Source organism: Microtetraspora sp. NBRC 13810, assembly GCF_030268685.1.
In the GTDB taxonomy this organism is placed as follows: domain Bacteria; phylum Actinomycetota; class Actinomycetes; order Streptosporangiales; family Streptosporangiaceae; genus BSRQ01.
This window is the reverse complement of record NZ_BSRQ01000017.1, coordinates 143410-159223: the sequence shown is the minus strand read 5'-3', so window position 1 is coordinate 159223 and position 15814 is coordinate 143410. Positions and strand designations below refer to the sequence as shown.

Here is a 15814-nt window from a genome sequence, read left to right as displayed (position 1 = left end):
GGCATCGGGGGGTCATGCCGTGCTCGGACCCGGGACACTGCTCGCCGGTCGCTACCGCCTGCACCACCGCCTCGGCGGCGGCGGGATGGGCGAGGTCTGGCGGGGCGACGACGACGTGCTGGGCCGGATGGTGGCGGTCAAGGTGCTGCTGCCGGCGCTCATGGACGATCCGGGATTCATCGTGCGCTTCCGCGGGGAGGCACGGGCGATGGCGTCGCTGCGTCATCCGCACGTCGTGGACGTCTACGACCACGGCGCCTGTGAGCTCGACGACGGCAGCCAGGTCAGCTACCTGGTGATGGAGTACGTCGAGGGAGAGTCGCTGGACAGGGCGCTGCGCCGCGGGCCGCTGCCGGCCGCCGAGGTGATGCGGCTGGTGGTGCAGGTGGGCGAGGCGCTCGCCGCGGCGCACGAGCAGGGCATCGTGCACCGCGACGTCAAGCCCGCCAACCTCATGGTGCGGGCCGGCGGCGGGATCGTGCTCACCGACTTCGGCATCGCGAGGTCGGCCGCGGGCGACCAGCTCACCACCCGGGGCATGGTGCTGGGCTCGGTGGGCTACTGCGCGCCCGAGCAGGCGAGCGCGGGTGAGATCACCCCCGCCGTCGACATCTACTCGCTGGGCGTCGTCGCCTACCAGTGCCTGGCCGGGCGGGCGCCGTTCGAGGGCGAGACCCCGGTGCAGATCATCTTCAAGCACCTGAAGGCGGAGGCGGATCCGCTGCCCGCGCACGTCACCCCGGCGCAGCGCCAGGTGGTCGAGCGGGCGATGGCCAAGGACCCGGCCGGCCGCTGGTCGTCGGCGGCCGAGATGGCGCAGGCGGCGCGGCGGGCGGCCGAGGACCCGGGCGCGCGCCCGCTGGCCGGGCCCGCGGCGCCGCGCTCGCGGCGCAGGCGGGCGCTGACCATCTTGGCCACCGCGGCGGCGGCCCTGCTGGCCACCGCCGTGCTGGGCGCCGCCGTCTGGCTCCGGCAGCCCGACGCGCGCACGCTCGCGCCGAGCGACGCCGACCTGCGGCAGCCGACGCCCACGGCCGCCCAGCTCACGCCCAGCGCCGAGCCGCCGACCGTGGTGCCGCAGGAGTCCGAGCATCGTCCCCGGCGCACCCCCGGCCGCCGGGTCACCGAACGGCCGGCGCCCTCCCCCTCGCTGACGCCGACCGTGACGCCCACCCGCGAGCCGACCACGAAGCCGAGCGAGCCGCCGACGACGACGCCCACCGAGCCCACGGCGGATCCGGACCCCGATCCCGATCCCGATCCCACCGGCCCGACCGCCGAGCCGTCCGAGATCCCGCCCGCCGAGCGGCAGATCGGCCCGGGCGGAGGGTGCACCACGGAGCCGTGCCCATGACGGCCTGGCAAGCGTGAGATCGTTTCTGCATGGATTCGGCGCGCGATCTCCTCATCGAACTCGCCAGGCGGCACGCCTTCGCCGATCTGGGGGCGCTCGCACCCCGGGTCCTGCCCGACGGGGAGGAGATCGCCGACGTCTGCGAGTTCGGCCAGCGGCTGCTGGCGCTGGACGCCGAGGACTTCGCGGCCGAGGCGCGGGCGGTGCCGGCGGAGCTGAAGCGGCGGGCGCGCGCCTGTCACATGCCGCAGACGCCGCGGGAGCGACCGCGGGGCGCGCTGGCCTCGCTGCGGCCCGCGTACGGGCTGCTGCTTGAGGTGATCGCGATCCGGTGGCACCGGCGGGAGCTGAGTCCCATGGTGGCCGCCGTGCACATCGCCAGCGAGTACCTGCCGCTGCTCGCCTTCGAGCCGGTGCTCGGCCACGCGGGCGACCCGGCGCTGTGGCCGGCCGGGCTGAACGCGGCGGGCAGCAGGTTCGGCGTGATCGGCGACCGGGACTGCGACCACACCAGGGCCGAGCAGTCGGCGGTGAACCGGACGCTGCGGGTGGCGCTGGAGCCGGCGCAGGGCTGGCGGGCCTACTTCGACCGCCAGCACAGCCAGGTCGCCGGGGCGATGGCCACCTGCGTGGCGGCGTGCCGCCACCCGTGCACGGTCATGGACTGGGTCGAGCCGCACGCCCGGGAGAGCCTCGCGGCGCGCGCCGGCGTGGCCCTCACCTTCGCCGACACCCCCTTCGTACGGCTGCGCCACGCCGCCCCCGTGGGGCACGGCTTCGGCGTGCCGTCCGCGGAGGAGGTGCTGGCCGCCTGGGAGCGCAGCCGTGCGGCGATGGCCAAGACGGAGGTCGGTCAGGCCGCCACCGAGGAGGACGGCTTCCCGCTGGCCGGCCTCCCGTCACTCTTCGCTGCCGTCGCCGCGGCCCCGGTCGAGCCGTCCACGCTGATCGACGACATCAGCGCCCATCTGATCGACCGCATGACGTCGTGACCCCCGGTGATCCGAGGCCGTCGGACCGCCGCCGCCGGGGGCATCCTCAAGGTGACAGTTGCGTACACCCCGGGCGAACGCCAGAAGGACGTTCCCCGCGGTCAGGGCTCCGGCGGAGGTCCCGCCCCGGGACGAAACCGCAGATCCGCACCCCGGCTGCCTGGTCCAATACGTAAGATCATGACGTGTGCCGGGTGTTCGCGCACTATGCTCCGGGCTGGAGTTCTCTAGAGAGAAACTGTGGAGATACCCCGGTTCCGAGTGCGCGAAGCAAGTCAACGCGGCCACAAAAGTATGAACTAGGGAAGACTAGGCAATACAACGACACCTCGGCTACGGTGAGTTACGTGGATCTCGGTCAATCTCCTGATGACGGTCACACACAGTCACCTATCTGGGTGAGTGACCGGCCGGCACAGTCGTCGGCACGTCCTTCCGCGCGCGTCTCAGCCTTCACACCGATCGAGCGCGCCTCCCTGCGCAGCCTGCTCCAGGAGCCCAAATACCGACATTTGCGACGCCGTGCGGTGATCGCGGTGCTCGGCGGCATCATCGTCGGCGTGCTGCTGGCCGACTGGCGGCTCGGTGTCACCGGCGCGGTGCTGGCCGCGATCGGCGACACCCTCTACCGGGCGCGTTCGGCATCCTCGGTGCCGGCCTGGCGGCGGCCGTCGGTGGCCGAGCGGCGCACGGAGATGCAGCTCAAGAAGCTGGAGCGGAGCGGCTACCGCACCCTGCACGCCCGCGCCATCCCCGGCAGCGAGGCGCAGATCGACCACCTGGTGATCGGCCCCACCGGCATCTACGCGGTCGACTCGGAGAAGTGGGACAAGCGCCTGCCCGTGCGCGTCCAGGCGGGCAAACAGCTCTTCCACGGCCCGTTCAGCCAGAAGCCGCGCCTTCTGGAGGCCGCGTGGGAGGCGTCCCAGGCGGGCGAGCTGATCGGCAAGAAGCTGGGGCGCGACATCACCATCGTCCCCTCTCTCGCCATCTACGGCCCGTCGCTGCCGTGGAAGATCCTCAACATCCGGCAGGTGGACGTCTTCGAGGGCAGCCGCGTGCGCAGGTGGATCACGAAGCGGGAGCGGTCGCTCACCGACTCCGAGATCGAGCAGATCTTCGACGTCGCGGGCGAGGTGCTGCCACCGCGCTACGCCGAGGGCTGAGCACGGGCGATCGGGGCGACCGGCGGCGAGGGCCGGTACGGCTCGCGGCATGACCCCGGGTCCGCCCGTGGCACCCTGCGGAGTGTCCGAAAGGTGGACCCGGTGTCTCACGCTCCGGGCACGAGTACCATTTGTAAGACTCGCCTTCAACAGGTCGGTCTTCGATGGGAGTAGCGCCATGCCCGCCCTCAGGTCTCGAACGGTCACTCACGGCAGGAACATGGCCGGTGCCCGGGCCCTGCTCCGGGCGACCGGCGTAGCCGGCAGCGACTTCGGCAAGCCGATCGTCGCGGTGGCCAACAGCTTCACCCAGTTCGTGCCCGGTCACGTGCACCTGCGCGAGGTCGGCGACGTGGTGGCGGCGGCGGTCCGCGAGGCGGGGGCCATCCCGCGCGAGTTCAACACGATCGCGGTCGACGACGGCATCGCCATGGGCCACGGCGGCATGCTCTACTCGCTGCCCAGCCGCGAGCTGATCGCCGACGCGGTCGAGTACATGGTCAACGCGCACTGCGCCGACGCGCTGATCTGCGTGTCCAACTGCGACAAGATCACCCCGGGCATGCTGCTCGCCGCCTTCCGGCTCAACATCCCCACCGTGTTCGTCTCCGGCGGGCCGATGGAGGCGGGCAAGACGCCGGGCCGCAAGCTCGACCTCATCGACCCGATGATCGCCTCCGCCGACGACAGCGTCTCCGACGCCGAGCTGCTGGAGATGGAGGAGAGCGCCTGCCCGACGTGCGGCTCGTGCAGCGGCATGTTCACCGCCAACTCGATGAACTGCCTGGCCGAGGTGATCGGCCTGGCGCTGCCGGGCAACGGCACCACGCTCGCCACCCACGTCGCCCGCCGGGAGCTGTTCGAGCGGGCCGGCCACACGGTCGTGGACATCACGCGGCGGTACTACGAGCAGGACGACGAGTCGGTGCTGCCCCGCTCGATCGCCACCCGCGACGCGTTCGAGAACGCGATGGCGCTGGACGTGGCGATGGGCGGCTCGACCAACACGATCCTGCACCTGCTCGCGGCCGCCCGCGAGGCGCAGGTCGACTTCGGGCTCAAGGAGATCAACGAGGTCTCGCTGCGGGTGCCGTGCCTGTGCAAGGTCGCGCCGGCCACCGCGAAGTACCACGTGGAGGACGTGCACCGGGCCGGCGGCATCCCGGCCATCCTCGGCGAGCTGGACCGCGCCGGGCTGCTGCACCGCGACGTGCCCACCGTGCACTCCGCGACGCTGGCCGACTACATCGCCGGCTGGGACCCGCAGTCGCCCACCGTGCTGCCCGAGGCCATGGAGCTGTGGCACGCCGCGCCCGGCAACGTGCGCACGGTCAAGGCCTACTCGCAGGACGCGCGCTGGGAGTCGCTCGACCTCGACCGGTCCGAGGGCTGTGTGCGCGACCTGGAGCACGCCTACACCCGTGACGGCGGCCTGGCCGTGCTCTACGGCAACCTCGCCCTCGACGGCGCCGTGGTCAAGACGGCCGGCGTGGACGAGTCGATCTGGAAGTTCTCCGGTCCCGCCGTGGTCTTCGAGTCCCAGGAGGACGCGGTGGAGGGCATCCTGAACAACCGGGTCAAGGCGGGCGACGTGGTGGTGATCCGCTACGAGGGTCCCAAGGGCGGGCCCGGCATGCAGGAGATGCTCTACCCGACCTCGTTCCTCAAGGGCAAGGGCCTGGGCAAGACGTGCGCCCTCATCACCGACGGCCGCTTCTCCGGTGGCACGTCCGGCCTGTCCATCGGGCACGCCTCCCCGGAGGCGGCCGAGGGCGGCACCATCGCCCTGGTGGAGGACGGCGACATCATCGACATCGACATCCCGAACCGCTCGATGGAGCTCAAGGTGCCGGAGACCGAGCTGGCCGCCCGCCGCGAGCGGCTGCTGACCGGCCTCGGCGGCTACCGCCCGCGCGACCGGCAGCGCACGGTGAGCGTCGCCCTCCAGGCCTACGCCGCGCTCACCACGTCCGCCTCGACGGGCGCCTCCCGCGACCTCACGCAGCTCTCCCGCTGACCGGCGGATGACTCCGGTGAAGGGGGCGGCCGGACCGGCTGCCCCCTTCACCGTGTCCGGGGCAGGGGGAAGGGGCAGGGGGAAGGGGCAGGGGGAAGGGGCAGGGGGAAGGGGCAGGAACAGACCGCCCCGGCCGCGCCGTTCACCCTGAGCGGGGGTGGCACGCCCTGAAGGAGGCGCACATGACGGATCACCTCACCGGCCGGGTGGCGCTGCTGACCGGGGCGTCCGGCGGCATCGGCAGGGCCCTGGGCCGCCTGCTCATCGCGGCGGGCGTGCGGACGGCGTTCGCCTACGGCGGGCAGGCCGAGCAGGCCGAGCGCCTGGTGACCGAGGCGAAGGACGCCGGGGTGGACGCGATCGCGCTGCCCGGCGACCTGGCCGATCCCGAGGTGCCGGCCCGCCTGGTCCGCCGGACCGCCGAAGCGCTCGGCCCGGTGGACGTCCTGATCCCCAACGCGGGCATCGCGATCCAGCTCGGCTACACGGACGTGGATCTCGACGTCTGGGACCGTACGATGGCGATCAACCTGCGCGCGCCCTTCCTGCTGGCCCGGGAGACGGTTCCCGGGATGGCCGAGCGCGGGTTCGGCCGGGTGCTGTTCATGTCGTCCATCGCCGCCTTCACCGGCGGCATCGTGGGCCCGCACTACGCCTCGTCCAAGGCCGGGCTGCACGGCCTGGTGCACTTCCTGGCCTCACGGGTCGCCGGTCAGGGCGTCACGGTGAACGCGCTGGCGCCCGCGCTGATCGAGGACACCGGGATGTTCCCCACCATCCCGGCGGGCGTCCGCCCGGTCCCGGTCGGCCGGTTCGGACGGCCGGAGGAGGTCGCCGACCTCGCGATGGCCATCCTGCGCAACGGCTACCTCACCAACCAGACGATCACCCTGGACGGCGGCGCCCACCCGCGCTGACCTCCCCCTCCGCGCGACGCCGGCCCGAAACCCGCTGCTCGCCGCGCCGCCCGATCCCGTCGCCGGCGGGATCGGGCGGCGCGGCGCCTCGCAAACAGGTGAGCGGGGCGGGACAAGCCCGTCGCCGCCGTCATGAACGGGAGCGGACGACGGCTCCGTGGATCAGTGGTGGGACTTCGTGACCACCGCACCGGTGGCGGGGTCGAGGATCACCCGGCCGGCCTTGGCCTTGCCGAAGCTGAACAGGCCGTCGAGCGAACCCGCGATCCTGTCCAGCGAGTCGCCGCCGATCCCGCCGGTGTTCCAGTTGTCCTCGATGAACCTGAGGACGGAGGTCTGGTCGGTCAGGTGGTGGTCCACGTGGTTGACCTTGCTGTAGGGCGAGATGACCAGCAGCGGGGTGCGCGGGCCGTAGCCGCAGCGGTCGTTGAAGCCGCCGCCGACCTTGGCCTTGCCGCACAGCGCGGCGGCGTCCTGGGCGGAGTCGCGGGACCCGTTGACGATCGGGGCGGCCTTGTGGTCGTACCAGCCGTCGGAGTCGTCATAGGCGATGACGATCGCGGTCGAGGCCCAGTCCTTGGAGTTCTGGATCTTGTTGATCGTGCTGACCAGGAAGTTCTGCTCGTCCAGCGGGTCGGAGTTGGCCGGGTGGCCGTCCTGGTAGGCGCCCGCCTTGAGGAAGCTCACCGCGGGCAGGTTGCCGGCACCGAGGGCGGCGTCGAAGTCGCTCAGGTCGTAGTTGTGGTTGGCCTGGTCGGAGTAGCCGATGGCCGCGACCGAGGACGGGGGCAGGTGCTTGGGGTTGGCGGTCGAAGCGTAGTACTGGAACGGCGAGTGGTGCGGGCTGTAGTCGACGACCGCGTTGCCGCCGATGTTCTTGTGCGTCGTGCCGCAGACCGCGTACTGGCCGGAGGTGTCGGTCGGCTTGAAGCCGCCCTGGAACCAGCCCCACGTGACGCCCTTGCGGTTCAGCAGGTCGCCGATGTTCGGGCCGGTCGCCACCGCGAGGTTGTTCTTCGAGGTGTGGTTGGCGTCGGAGCAGTCGTCGAAGGCCGGGTCGGGGTCGTTGATCACCGTTCCGACGCCGGTCGCGTTCGGCGAGGCGACGACCGAGGAGTCGCTGACGTTCTTGTGCGTCGCCGGATCGACGGCGTAGACGCCGTGGGTCTGCCCGGAGACGAGGTTGAGCGCTCCCGGGGTGGACGGGCCGAACCCGGTGTTGTACGAGTTGTCGCTCATCGCGTAGTTCTGAGCGTAGTTCCACAGGCCGGTCACGGTGTTGCCGTCGTAGTAGTCCATGACCAGACCGGGCGCGCCGTAGAGGATCGGCTGGCCGGTGCAGTTGTCCCGGCCGGTCTGCTGGACGAACTGGTCCATCTTCCCGCCGTTGTAGGCGAGCTGCTCGTGGAAGTAGCCGTGGTCCATGTCGCAGGTGAGCGCCTGCTCGTGGGTGAGCCGCTTCGGGTCGTACTGGTTGGGGTTCTTCGTCAGCAGCTTCTTGGTCAGCCCGTCCACCGACGGGGTGCCCTTGGCGGCCTTGAACGTGGTGCCGTCGGTGTTGGCGGCCTTCGGGTAGGTGCCGAAGTAGTGGTCGAACGACACGTTCTCGTCGAAGAGGACGACGACGTGCTTGATCGGGGTCGTGGTGCGGACCCCCTTGGCCTTCGCCTGCGCCTGGGCCAGAGCCGCCGGGGACAGGGTCGCCGGGGACTGGGCCGCCGGGGCCGGGGCCGCCCCGGTCGCCGACGGTGTTGCCGACGGACTTGCCGGCTGGGTCGGCGACGGGGTCACGGAGTCGGCCGAACCCGGCGACGTGCTCGATACCACCAGGACGCCTGCTGCCACCACGGTGGCCGCGGCGGCGTACCAGCGCGCTGCATTCCTCTTACCTGGGCCAGTGCCCACGGTGCCTCCTTTGACGAAACCGAGCCGCTCTTCGGCCCGGACGGCGCTGGGAGCACACGGCTCTCGGGCGCCCAGGGGATCTCATCGCACCCACACGACACTTCGACCCCACAAAAGTGACAAAAAGGTAAATAACACCCTAAAACGGATCAAATGAGTATATTTTGGACATAGGACTCAGAAGTGTCCCGGACGCCGGGGACGGCGAAGAAGTAGCCGCCGCCGAACGGCGAGATGTAGTCCACCAGCGGCTCGTCCGCCAGCCGCTTCTGCACCGCCTCGAACTGCCGGCGCAGGTCCCGCTGGTAGCTGGTGAAGAGCAGGCCGACGTCCAGGTTGCCCACGTCGTCCATGCCCCGGTCGTAGTTGAAGCCGCGGCGCAGGATCCGGCTGCCGTCGGTCTCCGCCGTGCGCGGGTTGGCCCGCCGGATGTGGCTGGTGAGCGGGATGACCTTGCCCACCGGATCCAGCTCGTACCGGGGGACGTCCTGCTCGTGCGCGCCGTCCAGCGGTGCGCCGGTGTCCTTGGCCCGGCCGAACATCTGCTCCTGCTCGCTCAGCCCCACCCGGTCCCAGAACTCCACCAGCATCCGGATCAGCCGGAAGACGACGAAGCTGCCGCCCGTGGTCCACGCCGTCTCCGGCCGGTCGTCGCGCACCCAGACCAGGCGGTCCATCTCGGCCGCGTCCCCGGTGTCCGGATTGGCGATGCCGTCCTTGAAGCCCATGAGGTTGCGCTGCGTGCCGGTCGGCCGGGGCGGGCTGGCGAACCCGTTCATCCGCCAGCGGACCTGCATGGCGCCCCTGGTGTGCCGGGCGACGTCGCGCAGCGCGTGCAGGAGGGTGTCGTCGTCGTCCGCCTCCAGTTGCAGGCTGAGGTCGCCGTGACACCAGGCCGCGTCCAGGTCGTCGTCGGGGAACACCGGCATCCGGACCAGGCCGGGCGGTTTGCGCGCCGCCAGGCCGTACCTGTCGTCGAACAGGGACGCGCCGAGGCCGAGGGTGACCGTCAGGCCGCCGGGCGGGACGCTCGGGCCGAGGATGCCGGAGTCGGCCGGCGGGGCGCTGATGCCCTGCTCCGGCGGGAGGCCGCCGGTGGTCAGGGCGCGCGCCCGGTCGGTGAGCGTGCGGAACAGCTCCTTCACCTCATCCCTGCCGCCGGCGATGACGTCGAACGCGGCGACGACGGTCCGGCGGCGCGGCGCGGCCAGGATGCCGGCCTGGTGCGGCCCGTGGAAGGCGGGCGCCGGTGACGCCGCGGCAGCCTGGGCCGCCGCCGGTTGCGCGGTGTGCGCGACGGTACCGGCGATCCCGGTGGCCAGCGCGCCGCGGAGGAACGTCCTGCGGTCGTAGCCGCTCATTGTGTCCGCCTCGGGAAACAGATGGTGGCGATCGGGGCGAGCCCTTCGAGCAGGTCGCCCACCGCGCCGTCGATGGATTCGCGGACCGGCGGGTCGAGGTCCTCGACGGGGGTCCACCGGCCGCCGTGCCGCTGGGCCTTGAGCAGCGCCTCGACCCGGTCCAGTCGCCGGTCCAGCCCGGCCAGCCCGGGATAGCGGGTGCGCAGCAGCGGACGTAGCACGCCGACCGTCGCCCGGGTGCCCCGGAGGTTGGCGGCGGCGGTGGCCAGCGTGGTGCCGCTGCCCTCGTCGGCGCGGCCGGAGAGCTCGAACCGGAGGGTGTTCTCCAGGATCTCGTGCGCGCGCAGCGGCAGGTCGCCGGGTTCGAGCTGCTCGTCGGGGAAGTCCGCCCGCAGCGCCCTGACGTCCTTGTACAGGCGGTCGGCCGCCGGGCGCAGCGACTTCGCGGACTCCCCGTGCCACAGGCCGTACTCCACCCGGTGCATGCCGGTGAAACCCGGATCGCGGACGCCTCCGGGCAGGCCCGCCGGACGGCCGTCGATCTCGCCGTCGAAGTCGCCGAACGTGTCGTACGCCGCGCCGAGGCTCTCGTAGGCGAGGTGGGCGGGCAGCCAGGCGGCCCTAGCGGCGGCGAGGTCACCCGCGTCCACCGCCCCCGCCAGCGTCCTCGTCCTCGCGACCAGCGTCTTCAGCCCGCCGGCGACGTAGTCGCGGTACGCCTGCGCCGGGGCGTACAGGTCGTTGTAGGTGACCGGCAGCGTCGCGGGACCGCCTGAGCCGCCTCCCGAGACGGTCACCGGGGGGCCGGCGATCGGGTCGCGGCCGTCGATCTCGCACCGGATCGCGTACGTCCCCGGGCCGAGGCTGACGTGCACGGTACGGGTGGTCCCGGGCGCGAGCCCTTCCAGCTCGGCGTGTACGGCGCCGCCGGGCACGTCGATGAGATCGGCGCCCGCGGAGACGTCCCCGTCGTTGGCGACCATCAGCGTCTGGTCGCCGGTGTGCGGGTGCGTCCAGCCCTCGCCGCAGTGGCTGGCGGAGACCCGGATGGACGGCGGCGCCTGCGGGGCGGCGCTCCCCCTGGCGGCGGGTGTGCCGGGCGGCGCGGTCCCGCCCTCCGAGCATCCGGTCGCGAGGAGCAGCGACGCGAGGACCACCGCACCCAGCCGCCTGACACCCACCCGATCACCCCCCAAATCACCACAAAATGGGCAATGACAGGGTAGGCGCAACATAAGTCACATAAAGCTAAATATCCCCACAGATGTTGGCATGTTCACGAAGCGCTCACCCGGCGTTCCCCCGGCCGCCGCCGGCAGGACAGGCCGGTGGACCAGCCGCCCCGTGGCACGGCGCAGCCACGGGGCGGGACGCGGAGTCAGGCGGCCTTGCGGCGCTGGAAGGGCAGGTAGCGCTCGGCCATGTGCGGGCGGGCGGGAATCGTGGTGGGCTCGACCGCGATGATCCGGTCGAACCGGAAGGCGCGGATGGCGCGCCGCAGCCGGCACATGCCCACGAGATACCAGTATTCGCGGTGGACCAGGCAGGTCACCGGGTCCACCTCGCGCGCGGAGACGCGCTGGGCCACGTCACGGTAGTGCAGGCGGATCACGAGCCTGCCGGTGATCGCGTCGGCGATGAGCCGGGCGCGCTCCGCGACGTCGTCGGGCAGCGGGGCGGTGAGGGTCGCGAGGGTGGCGGCGATGACGTCGTCGTCAACGGGGAGGTGCTCGAACGCGTGGCGCAGGCCACGCCGAGCGGTGATCGACTGCGGTCCGGAGCCCAGGTGGGCGAGGGAGAGGGCGAGGGCAGCGATCTCGGCGGTCGTCAGGGAGCGGGCAGGGGCCGTAATGACGTTAGCCATAGGTAAAGAATAGCCCGCGGCACTGACATTTTTCAGAACACGTGCTCGATTGTCACACCGTCACGCGAGGCCCCCGCGGCCCGTTCAACCGCAGCAGCCGCCCCCGCAGCAACCGCCGCCGCCACCGCCGCCCGTGGGCGCCTGGGCCGCTCCGCCGCCGGTCACGGCCACGGTCGAGAGCAACTTGACGGTGTCGCCGTGGCCCTGGGGGCAGGACGCGGGGTCGCCCGCCTGCGCCATCGGCCTGCTCACCTCGAAGGTGTCACCGCAGGCCCGGCATCGGAAGTCGTAACGAGGCATGGCTGAAGGATACTCCCGCCCCGGCAAGACGCCAGGGGTCCGGCGTGGCGACGGGCCGTGGAGCTCGGAACTCCACGGCCCGCTACCCGTCCTGGTCCACGGTCGAGCTTGCGAGGCTAGGCCGCGGTCTCCTCTAGGTAGGGCGCCCACTGCGGGTCACCGATCAGCTGTGCGCCGATGAGCCGCCAGTGGGCGCCTCGTGGCACCACCGGGGCGACGCGCAGCGACCACCCCAGTTCGTCCAGCAACTTGTCGGCCTTGCGGTGGTTGCACGTCATGCAGGAGGCGACGCAGTTCTCCCACGTGTGCGTGCCGCCCCGCGAGCGCGGGAGGACATGGTCGATGGTCTCGGCCCGCTGGCCGCAGTAGGCGCAGCGGAAGTCGTCACGGCGCATCAGTGCCGCGCGCGTGAGCGGGATCCGGGACCGGTAGGGGATTCGGACATATCTTCTGAGCCTGATCACCGACGGCACGTCCACCGTACGGCTGGCCGAACGCAGCACGGCGCCGCGCCCGTCCCGATGGATCACGTCGGCCTTCTCCCTGAGCACCAGCACGACGGCCCGGTGCAACGAGAGCGTGGTCAGAGGCTCGAAGGTGGCATTGAGCAGTAGTACCTGGCGCATCAGCGGGCCTCTCCCGCTCGCAGCGCCGTGTCAAGGGTCGCGCCGAGGCACGACCCGGGTTGTGGCCCGCTCTCTTGGGGCCCGGATGTTTCGGTCACAGGCACCTCCGCCGGACGGTCCAGCGGATGGTCACCACGGCACCGTCCTCCACCCAGTTTGGCGTTTGTCCATGCTTTTCCGCCACTCCATAACGCCCAGCCGGAATGACGGAAGTCGCTGATCTCTCTTATCCCCGCCCTGGCTCATCTTTACTCCGGTCCACAACAGCCTCCTGGCACGGCTTTGCGCGGGCACCGCGAATGTAGGGTTCGGGTCATGACGCGACTGCCTTATCCGCCGGCCCACCGGGGTGACACCAGCGACGACCTGCACGGCACCGTGGTGCCCGACCCCTACCGCTGGCTGGAGGACCCCGACGACCCGGCCACCAAGGAGTGGCTGAACTCACAGGATGAGTTGCTCAAGGCCACCCTGCACCGGAGTCCCCGGTTCAAGGAGCGGATCGCCGAGCTGCTCAGGTCCGGCTCCATCGGCACGCCGGTGTGGCGCGGGGAGCGCAGGTTCTTCACCAGGCGCACCCCGGAGCAGGAGCACGCCGTGCTCTACACCGTGGATCCCGGCGGCGAGGAGCGGGCGCTGATCGACCCGATGGCCCTCGACCCGAGCGGCCTGACCACGCTCGACTCGTGGCAGCCGGACAAGGAGGGACGCCTGCTGGCCTACCAGATCTCGGTGGGCGGTGACGAGGAGTCGATGCTCTATGTGATGGACGTCGCGTCCGGTGAGCGGGTCGAGGGGCCGATCGACCGCTGCCGTTACTCGCCGGTCGCCTGGCTGCCCGGCGGCGAGTCCTACTACTACGTGCGCAGGCTCGCCCCGGGGCAGGTGCCCGAGGGTGAGGAGCAGTTCCACCGCCGCGTCTACCTGCACCGGGTCGGCGCGTCGCCGGACGACGACGTGATGATCTTCGGGGCCGACCGGGAGAAGACCAACTACTACGGCGTCTCGGTCTCCAGGGACGGCCGGTGGCTGACGATCTCGGCCTCCCGCGGCACCGCGCCGCGCAACGACCTGTGGGTGGCCGACCTGGCCGCCTCCCCGGCGGGACAGCCCGAGCTGATCAGCGTGCAGCAGGACGTCGACGCCCAGACCGCGCTGTTCTTCGGCCGTGACGGCCGCCTCTATGTCTACTCCGACCGCGACGCGCCGCGCGGCAAGGTGTGCGTGACCGATCCAGCCGAGCCCGGCTTCGAGAGCTGGCGGGAGCTGATCCCGGAGGACCCCGAGGCCGTCCTGTCCGACTTCGCGATCCTCGACGCGCTGGACCGCCCGGTCATGCTCGTCGCCTGGACCAGGCACGCGATCAGCGAGATCACGGTGCACGACCTGGTGACCGGCGAGCGGATCGGCGAGGTGCCCACGCCGGGCCTCGGCACGATCGGCGGCCTCATCGAGCGTCCCGAAGGCGGCCACGAGGCGTGGTTCGGCTACGCGGACAACACGACCCCCGCCACCATCCAGCACTACGACGCGCGCACCGGGGAGACCACCCTCTGGGCCGCCTCCCCCGGCGCCGTCGAGGTGCCCCCTGTGCGCACCGAGCAGGTCACCTACCGCTCGGCGGACGGCACGGAGGTGCACATGCTGGTCATCTCCCGCCCCGACCTGACCGGCCCCCGCCCGACCATCCTGTACGGCTACGGCGGTTTCGGCATCGCGATGACGCCGGGTTACTCCGCCTCCATCCTGAGCTGGGTGGAGGCGGGCGGTGTCTACGCCATCGCCCAGTTGCGCGGCGGCGGCGAGCAGGGCGAGGAGTGGCACCGCGCGGGCATGCTGGCCAACAAGCAGAACGTGTTCGACGACCTGCACGCGGCGGCCGAGCACCTGATCGCCACCGGCGTGACCGGCTCGGAGATGCTCGGCATCTCCGGCGGGTCCAACGGCGGCCTCCTCGTCGGCGCGGCGCTCACCCAGCGCCCGGAGCTCTACGCGGCGGTGGTCTGCTCGGCCCCGCTGCTCGACATGGTGCGCTACGAGAAGTTCGGCCTCGGTGCCACGTGGAACGTCGAGTACGGCTCGGCCGACGTCCCGGAGGAGCTCGGCTGGCTGCTGTCCTACTCCCCTTACCACCACGTCAGGGAGGGCGTCTCCTACCCGGCGACGCTGTTCACGGTCTTCCAGTCCGACACCCGGGTGCACCCGCTGCACGCCTGGAAGATGTGCGCCGCGCTCCAGCACGCCCAGGCGGCCGACCGGCCGATCCTGCTGCGCAACGAGATGGAGGTGGGCCACGGCGCCCGCGCCGTGAGCCGGTCGGTGGACCTCGCCGCCGACCAGCTCACCTTCCTCGCCGAGCACACCGGCCTGGCGATCTAGCCGCGCGTCATCGGGGGAAGATGATGGTCTTGTGGCCGTCGAGCAGGATGCGCTGCTCGGCGTGCCACCTGACGGCGCGGGCGAGGGCCTGGCACTCCAGGTCGCGGCCCATCGCGGCGAGGTCCTCGGCCGAGTGGGTGTGGTTCACCCTGGCGACCTCCTGCTCGATGATCGGCCCCTCGTCCAGCTCCGGGGTCACGTAGTGCGCGGTGGCGCCGATCAGCTTCACCCCGCGGGAGAACGCCTGGTGGTAGGGCTTGGCGCCCTTGAAGGACGGCAGGAACGAGTGGTGGATGTTGATCACCTGTCCGGCCAGCTTGGCGCACAGGTCCTCCGACAGCACCTGCATGTACCGGGCGAGCACCACCAGGTCGGCCTGGTAGTGCTCGACCAGTGTGAGCACCTCGGCCTCCTGCCGCGGCTTGGTCCCCGTCGTGACCGGCAGGTGGTGGTAGTCGATGCCGTAGGACTGCGTGAGCGGCCGCAGGTCGGGGTGGTTGGACACCACGGCGACGATCTCGATGTCGAGCAGCCCGGAGCGCACCCGGTAGAGCAGGTCGTTCAGGCAGTGGCCGAGCTTGCTGACCATGACCAGCACGCGCGGCCGGACCGACAGGTCGCGCAGCCTGAACTCCATGGCCAGTTCCGGGGCGAGCGCGGCGAAGGCGGCGCTGAGGTCGTCGGCCGGCAGCCCGGAGACGAACTGCACCCGCATGAAGAACCGGTCGGCCACCCGGTCGCCGAACTGCTGGCTCTCGGTGATGTTGCACCCGTGCGCCGCCAGCAGCCCTGAGACCGCGGCGACCACGCCGGGCCGGTCGGGACAGGACATCGTCAGGACGTACTCGGCTGCCACGGGTCGCTCACCCACTCCTCGTTCATTACACGCACTGCGCAGATTACAGCGCCCGGAAGCCGGTGCACGGTTCCTCA

At 71.5% G+C, this 15814-nt stretch carries 13 protein-coding genes; 6 read left to right on the top strand and 7 right to left on the bottom strand.

Annotation, left to right across the window (positions count from 1 at the left end):
- The first annotated feature begins 19 nt into the window (after positions 1 to 19).
- The 5 genes from QSK26_RS29325 to QSK26_RS29305 all read left to right on the top strand — a co-directional run bounded on the left by QSK26_RS29325 (position 20) and on the right by QSK26_RS29305 (position 6446).
- Positions 20 to 1354: a serine/threonine-protein kinase gene (locus tag QSK26_RS29325; protein WP_285778518.1), complete on the top strand. Its 1335-nt coding sequence runs from the start codon at positions 20 to 22 to the stop codon at positions 1352 to 1354.
- A 29-nt stretch (positions 1355 to 1383) separates the two neighbouring features.
- Complete coding sequence (locus QSK26_RS29320) at positions 1384 to 2346, top strand: hypothetical protein (RefSeq protein WP_285778517.1); 963 nt, start codon at positions 1384 to 1386, stop codon at positions 2344 to 2346.
- Positions 2347 to 2858: 512 nt separating this feature from the next.
- Positions 2859 to 3512, top strand: a complete 654-nt coding sequence (locus tag QSK26_RS29315; protein WP_285778516.1) for a nuclease-related domain-containing protein — start codon at positions 2859 to 2861, stop codon at positions 3510 to 3512.
- A 178-nt stretch (positions 3513 to 3690) separates the two neighbouring features.
- Positions 3691 to 5529: a dihydroxy-acid dehydratase gene (gene ilvD, locus QSK26_RS29310; protein WP_285778515.1), complete on the top strand. Its 1839-nt coding sequence runs from the start codon at positions 3691 to 3693 to the stop codon at positions 5527 to 5529.
- Between the two features lie 182 nt (positions 5530 to 5711).
- The gene (locus QSK26_RS29305) at positions 5712 to 6446 is read left to right on the top strand and encodes an SDR family NAD(P)-dependent oxidoreductase (protein ID WP_285778514.1); all 735 of its coding nucleotides are present in this window, start codon (positions 5712 to 5714) and stop codon (positions 6444 to 6446) included.
- Between the two features lie 162 nt (positions 6447 to 6608).
- Here QSK26_RS29305 and QSK26_RS29300 read toward each other — a convergent pair whose 3' ends face one another.
- The 6 genes from QSK26_RS29300 to QSK26_RS29275 form a co-directional block, all read right to left on the bottom strand.
- Positions 6609 to 8351 carry a phospholipase C gene (locus QSK26_RS29300; RefSeq protein WP_285778513.1) on the bottom strand — a complete coding sequence of 581 codons (1743 nt, stop codon included), beginning with the start codon at positions 8349 to 8351 and terminating at the stop codon, positions 6609 to 6611.
- Positions 8352 to 8500: 149 nt separating this feature from the next.
- Positions 8501 to 9712, bottom strand: coding sequence for an iron uptake transporter deferrochelatase/peroxidase subunit (gene efeB / locus QSK26_RS29295; protein WP_285778512.1), 1212 nt, complete (start codon positions 9710 to 9712; stop codon positions 8501 to 8503).
- Positions 9709 to 10893 carry an EfeM/EfeO family lipoprotein gene (locus QSK26_RS29290; protein ID WP_285778511.1) on the bottom strand — a complete coding sequence of 395 codons (1185 nt, stop codon included), beginning with the start codon at positions 10891 to 10893 and terminating at the stop codon, positions 9709 to 9711. Before QSK26_RS29290 ends, efeB begins: the two co-directional genes overlap by 4 nt.
- Positions 10894 to 11090: 197 nt before the next feature.
- Positions 11091 to 11576, bottom strand: coding sequence for a helix-turn-helix transcriptional regulator (locus QSK26_RS29285; RefSeq protein WP_285778510.1), 486 nt, complete (start codon positions 11574 to 11576; stop codon positions 11091 to 11093).
- A gap of 84 nt (positions 11577 to 11660) precedes the next feature.
- Positions 11661 to 11876 carry an FmdB family zinc ribbon protein gene (locus QSK26_RS29280; protein ID WP_285778509.1) on the bottom strand — a complete coding sequence of 72 codons (216 nt, stop codon included), beginning with the start codon at positions 11874 to 11876 and terminating at the stop codon, positions 11661 to 11663.
- 116 nt (positions 11877 to 11992) lie between these two features.
- A complete protein-coding gene (locus QSK26_RS29275) occupies positions 11993 to 12502 on the bottom strand; it encodes an HNH endonuclease (RefSeq protein WP_285778508.1) in 510 nt (169 codons plus the stop codon).
- Positions 12503 to 12817: 315 nt separating this feature from the next.
- Here QSK26_RS29275 and QSK26_RS29270 point away from each other — a divergent pair, with 315 nt between their 5' ends.
- The gene (locus QSK26_RS29270; RefSeq protein WP_285778507.1) at positions 12818 to 14881 is read left to right on the top strand and encodes a prolyl oligopeptidase family serine peptidase; all 2064 of its coding nucleotides are present in this window, start codon (positions 12818 to 12820) and stop codon (positions 14879 to 14881) included.
- Between the two features lie 7 nt (positions 14882 to 14888).
- Here the strand turns inward: QSK26_RS29270 and purU are convergent, their stop codons facing one another.
- Positions 14889 to 15713: a formyltetrahydrofolate deformylase gene (gene purU / locus QSK26_RS29265; protein WP_502888760.1), complete on the bottom strand. Its 825-nt coding sequence runs from the start codon at positions 15711 to 15713 to the stop codon at positions 14889 to 14891.
- Positions 15714 to 15814 lie beyond the last annotated feature (101 nt).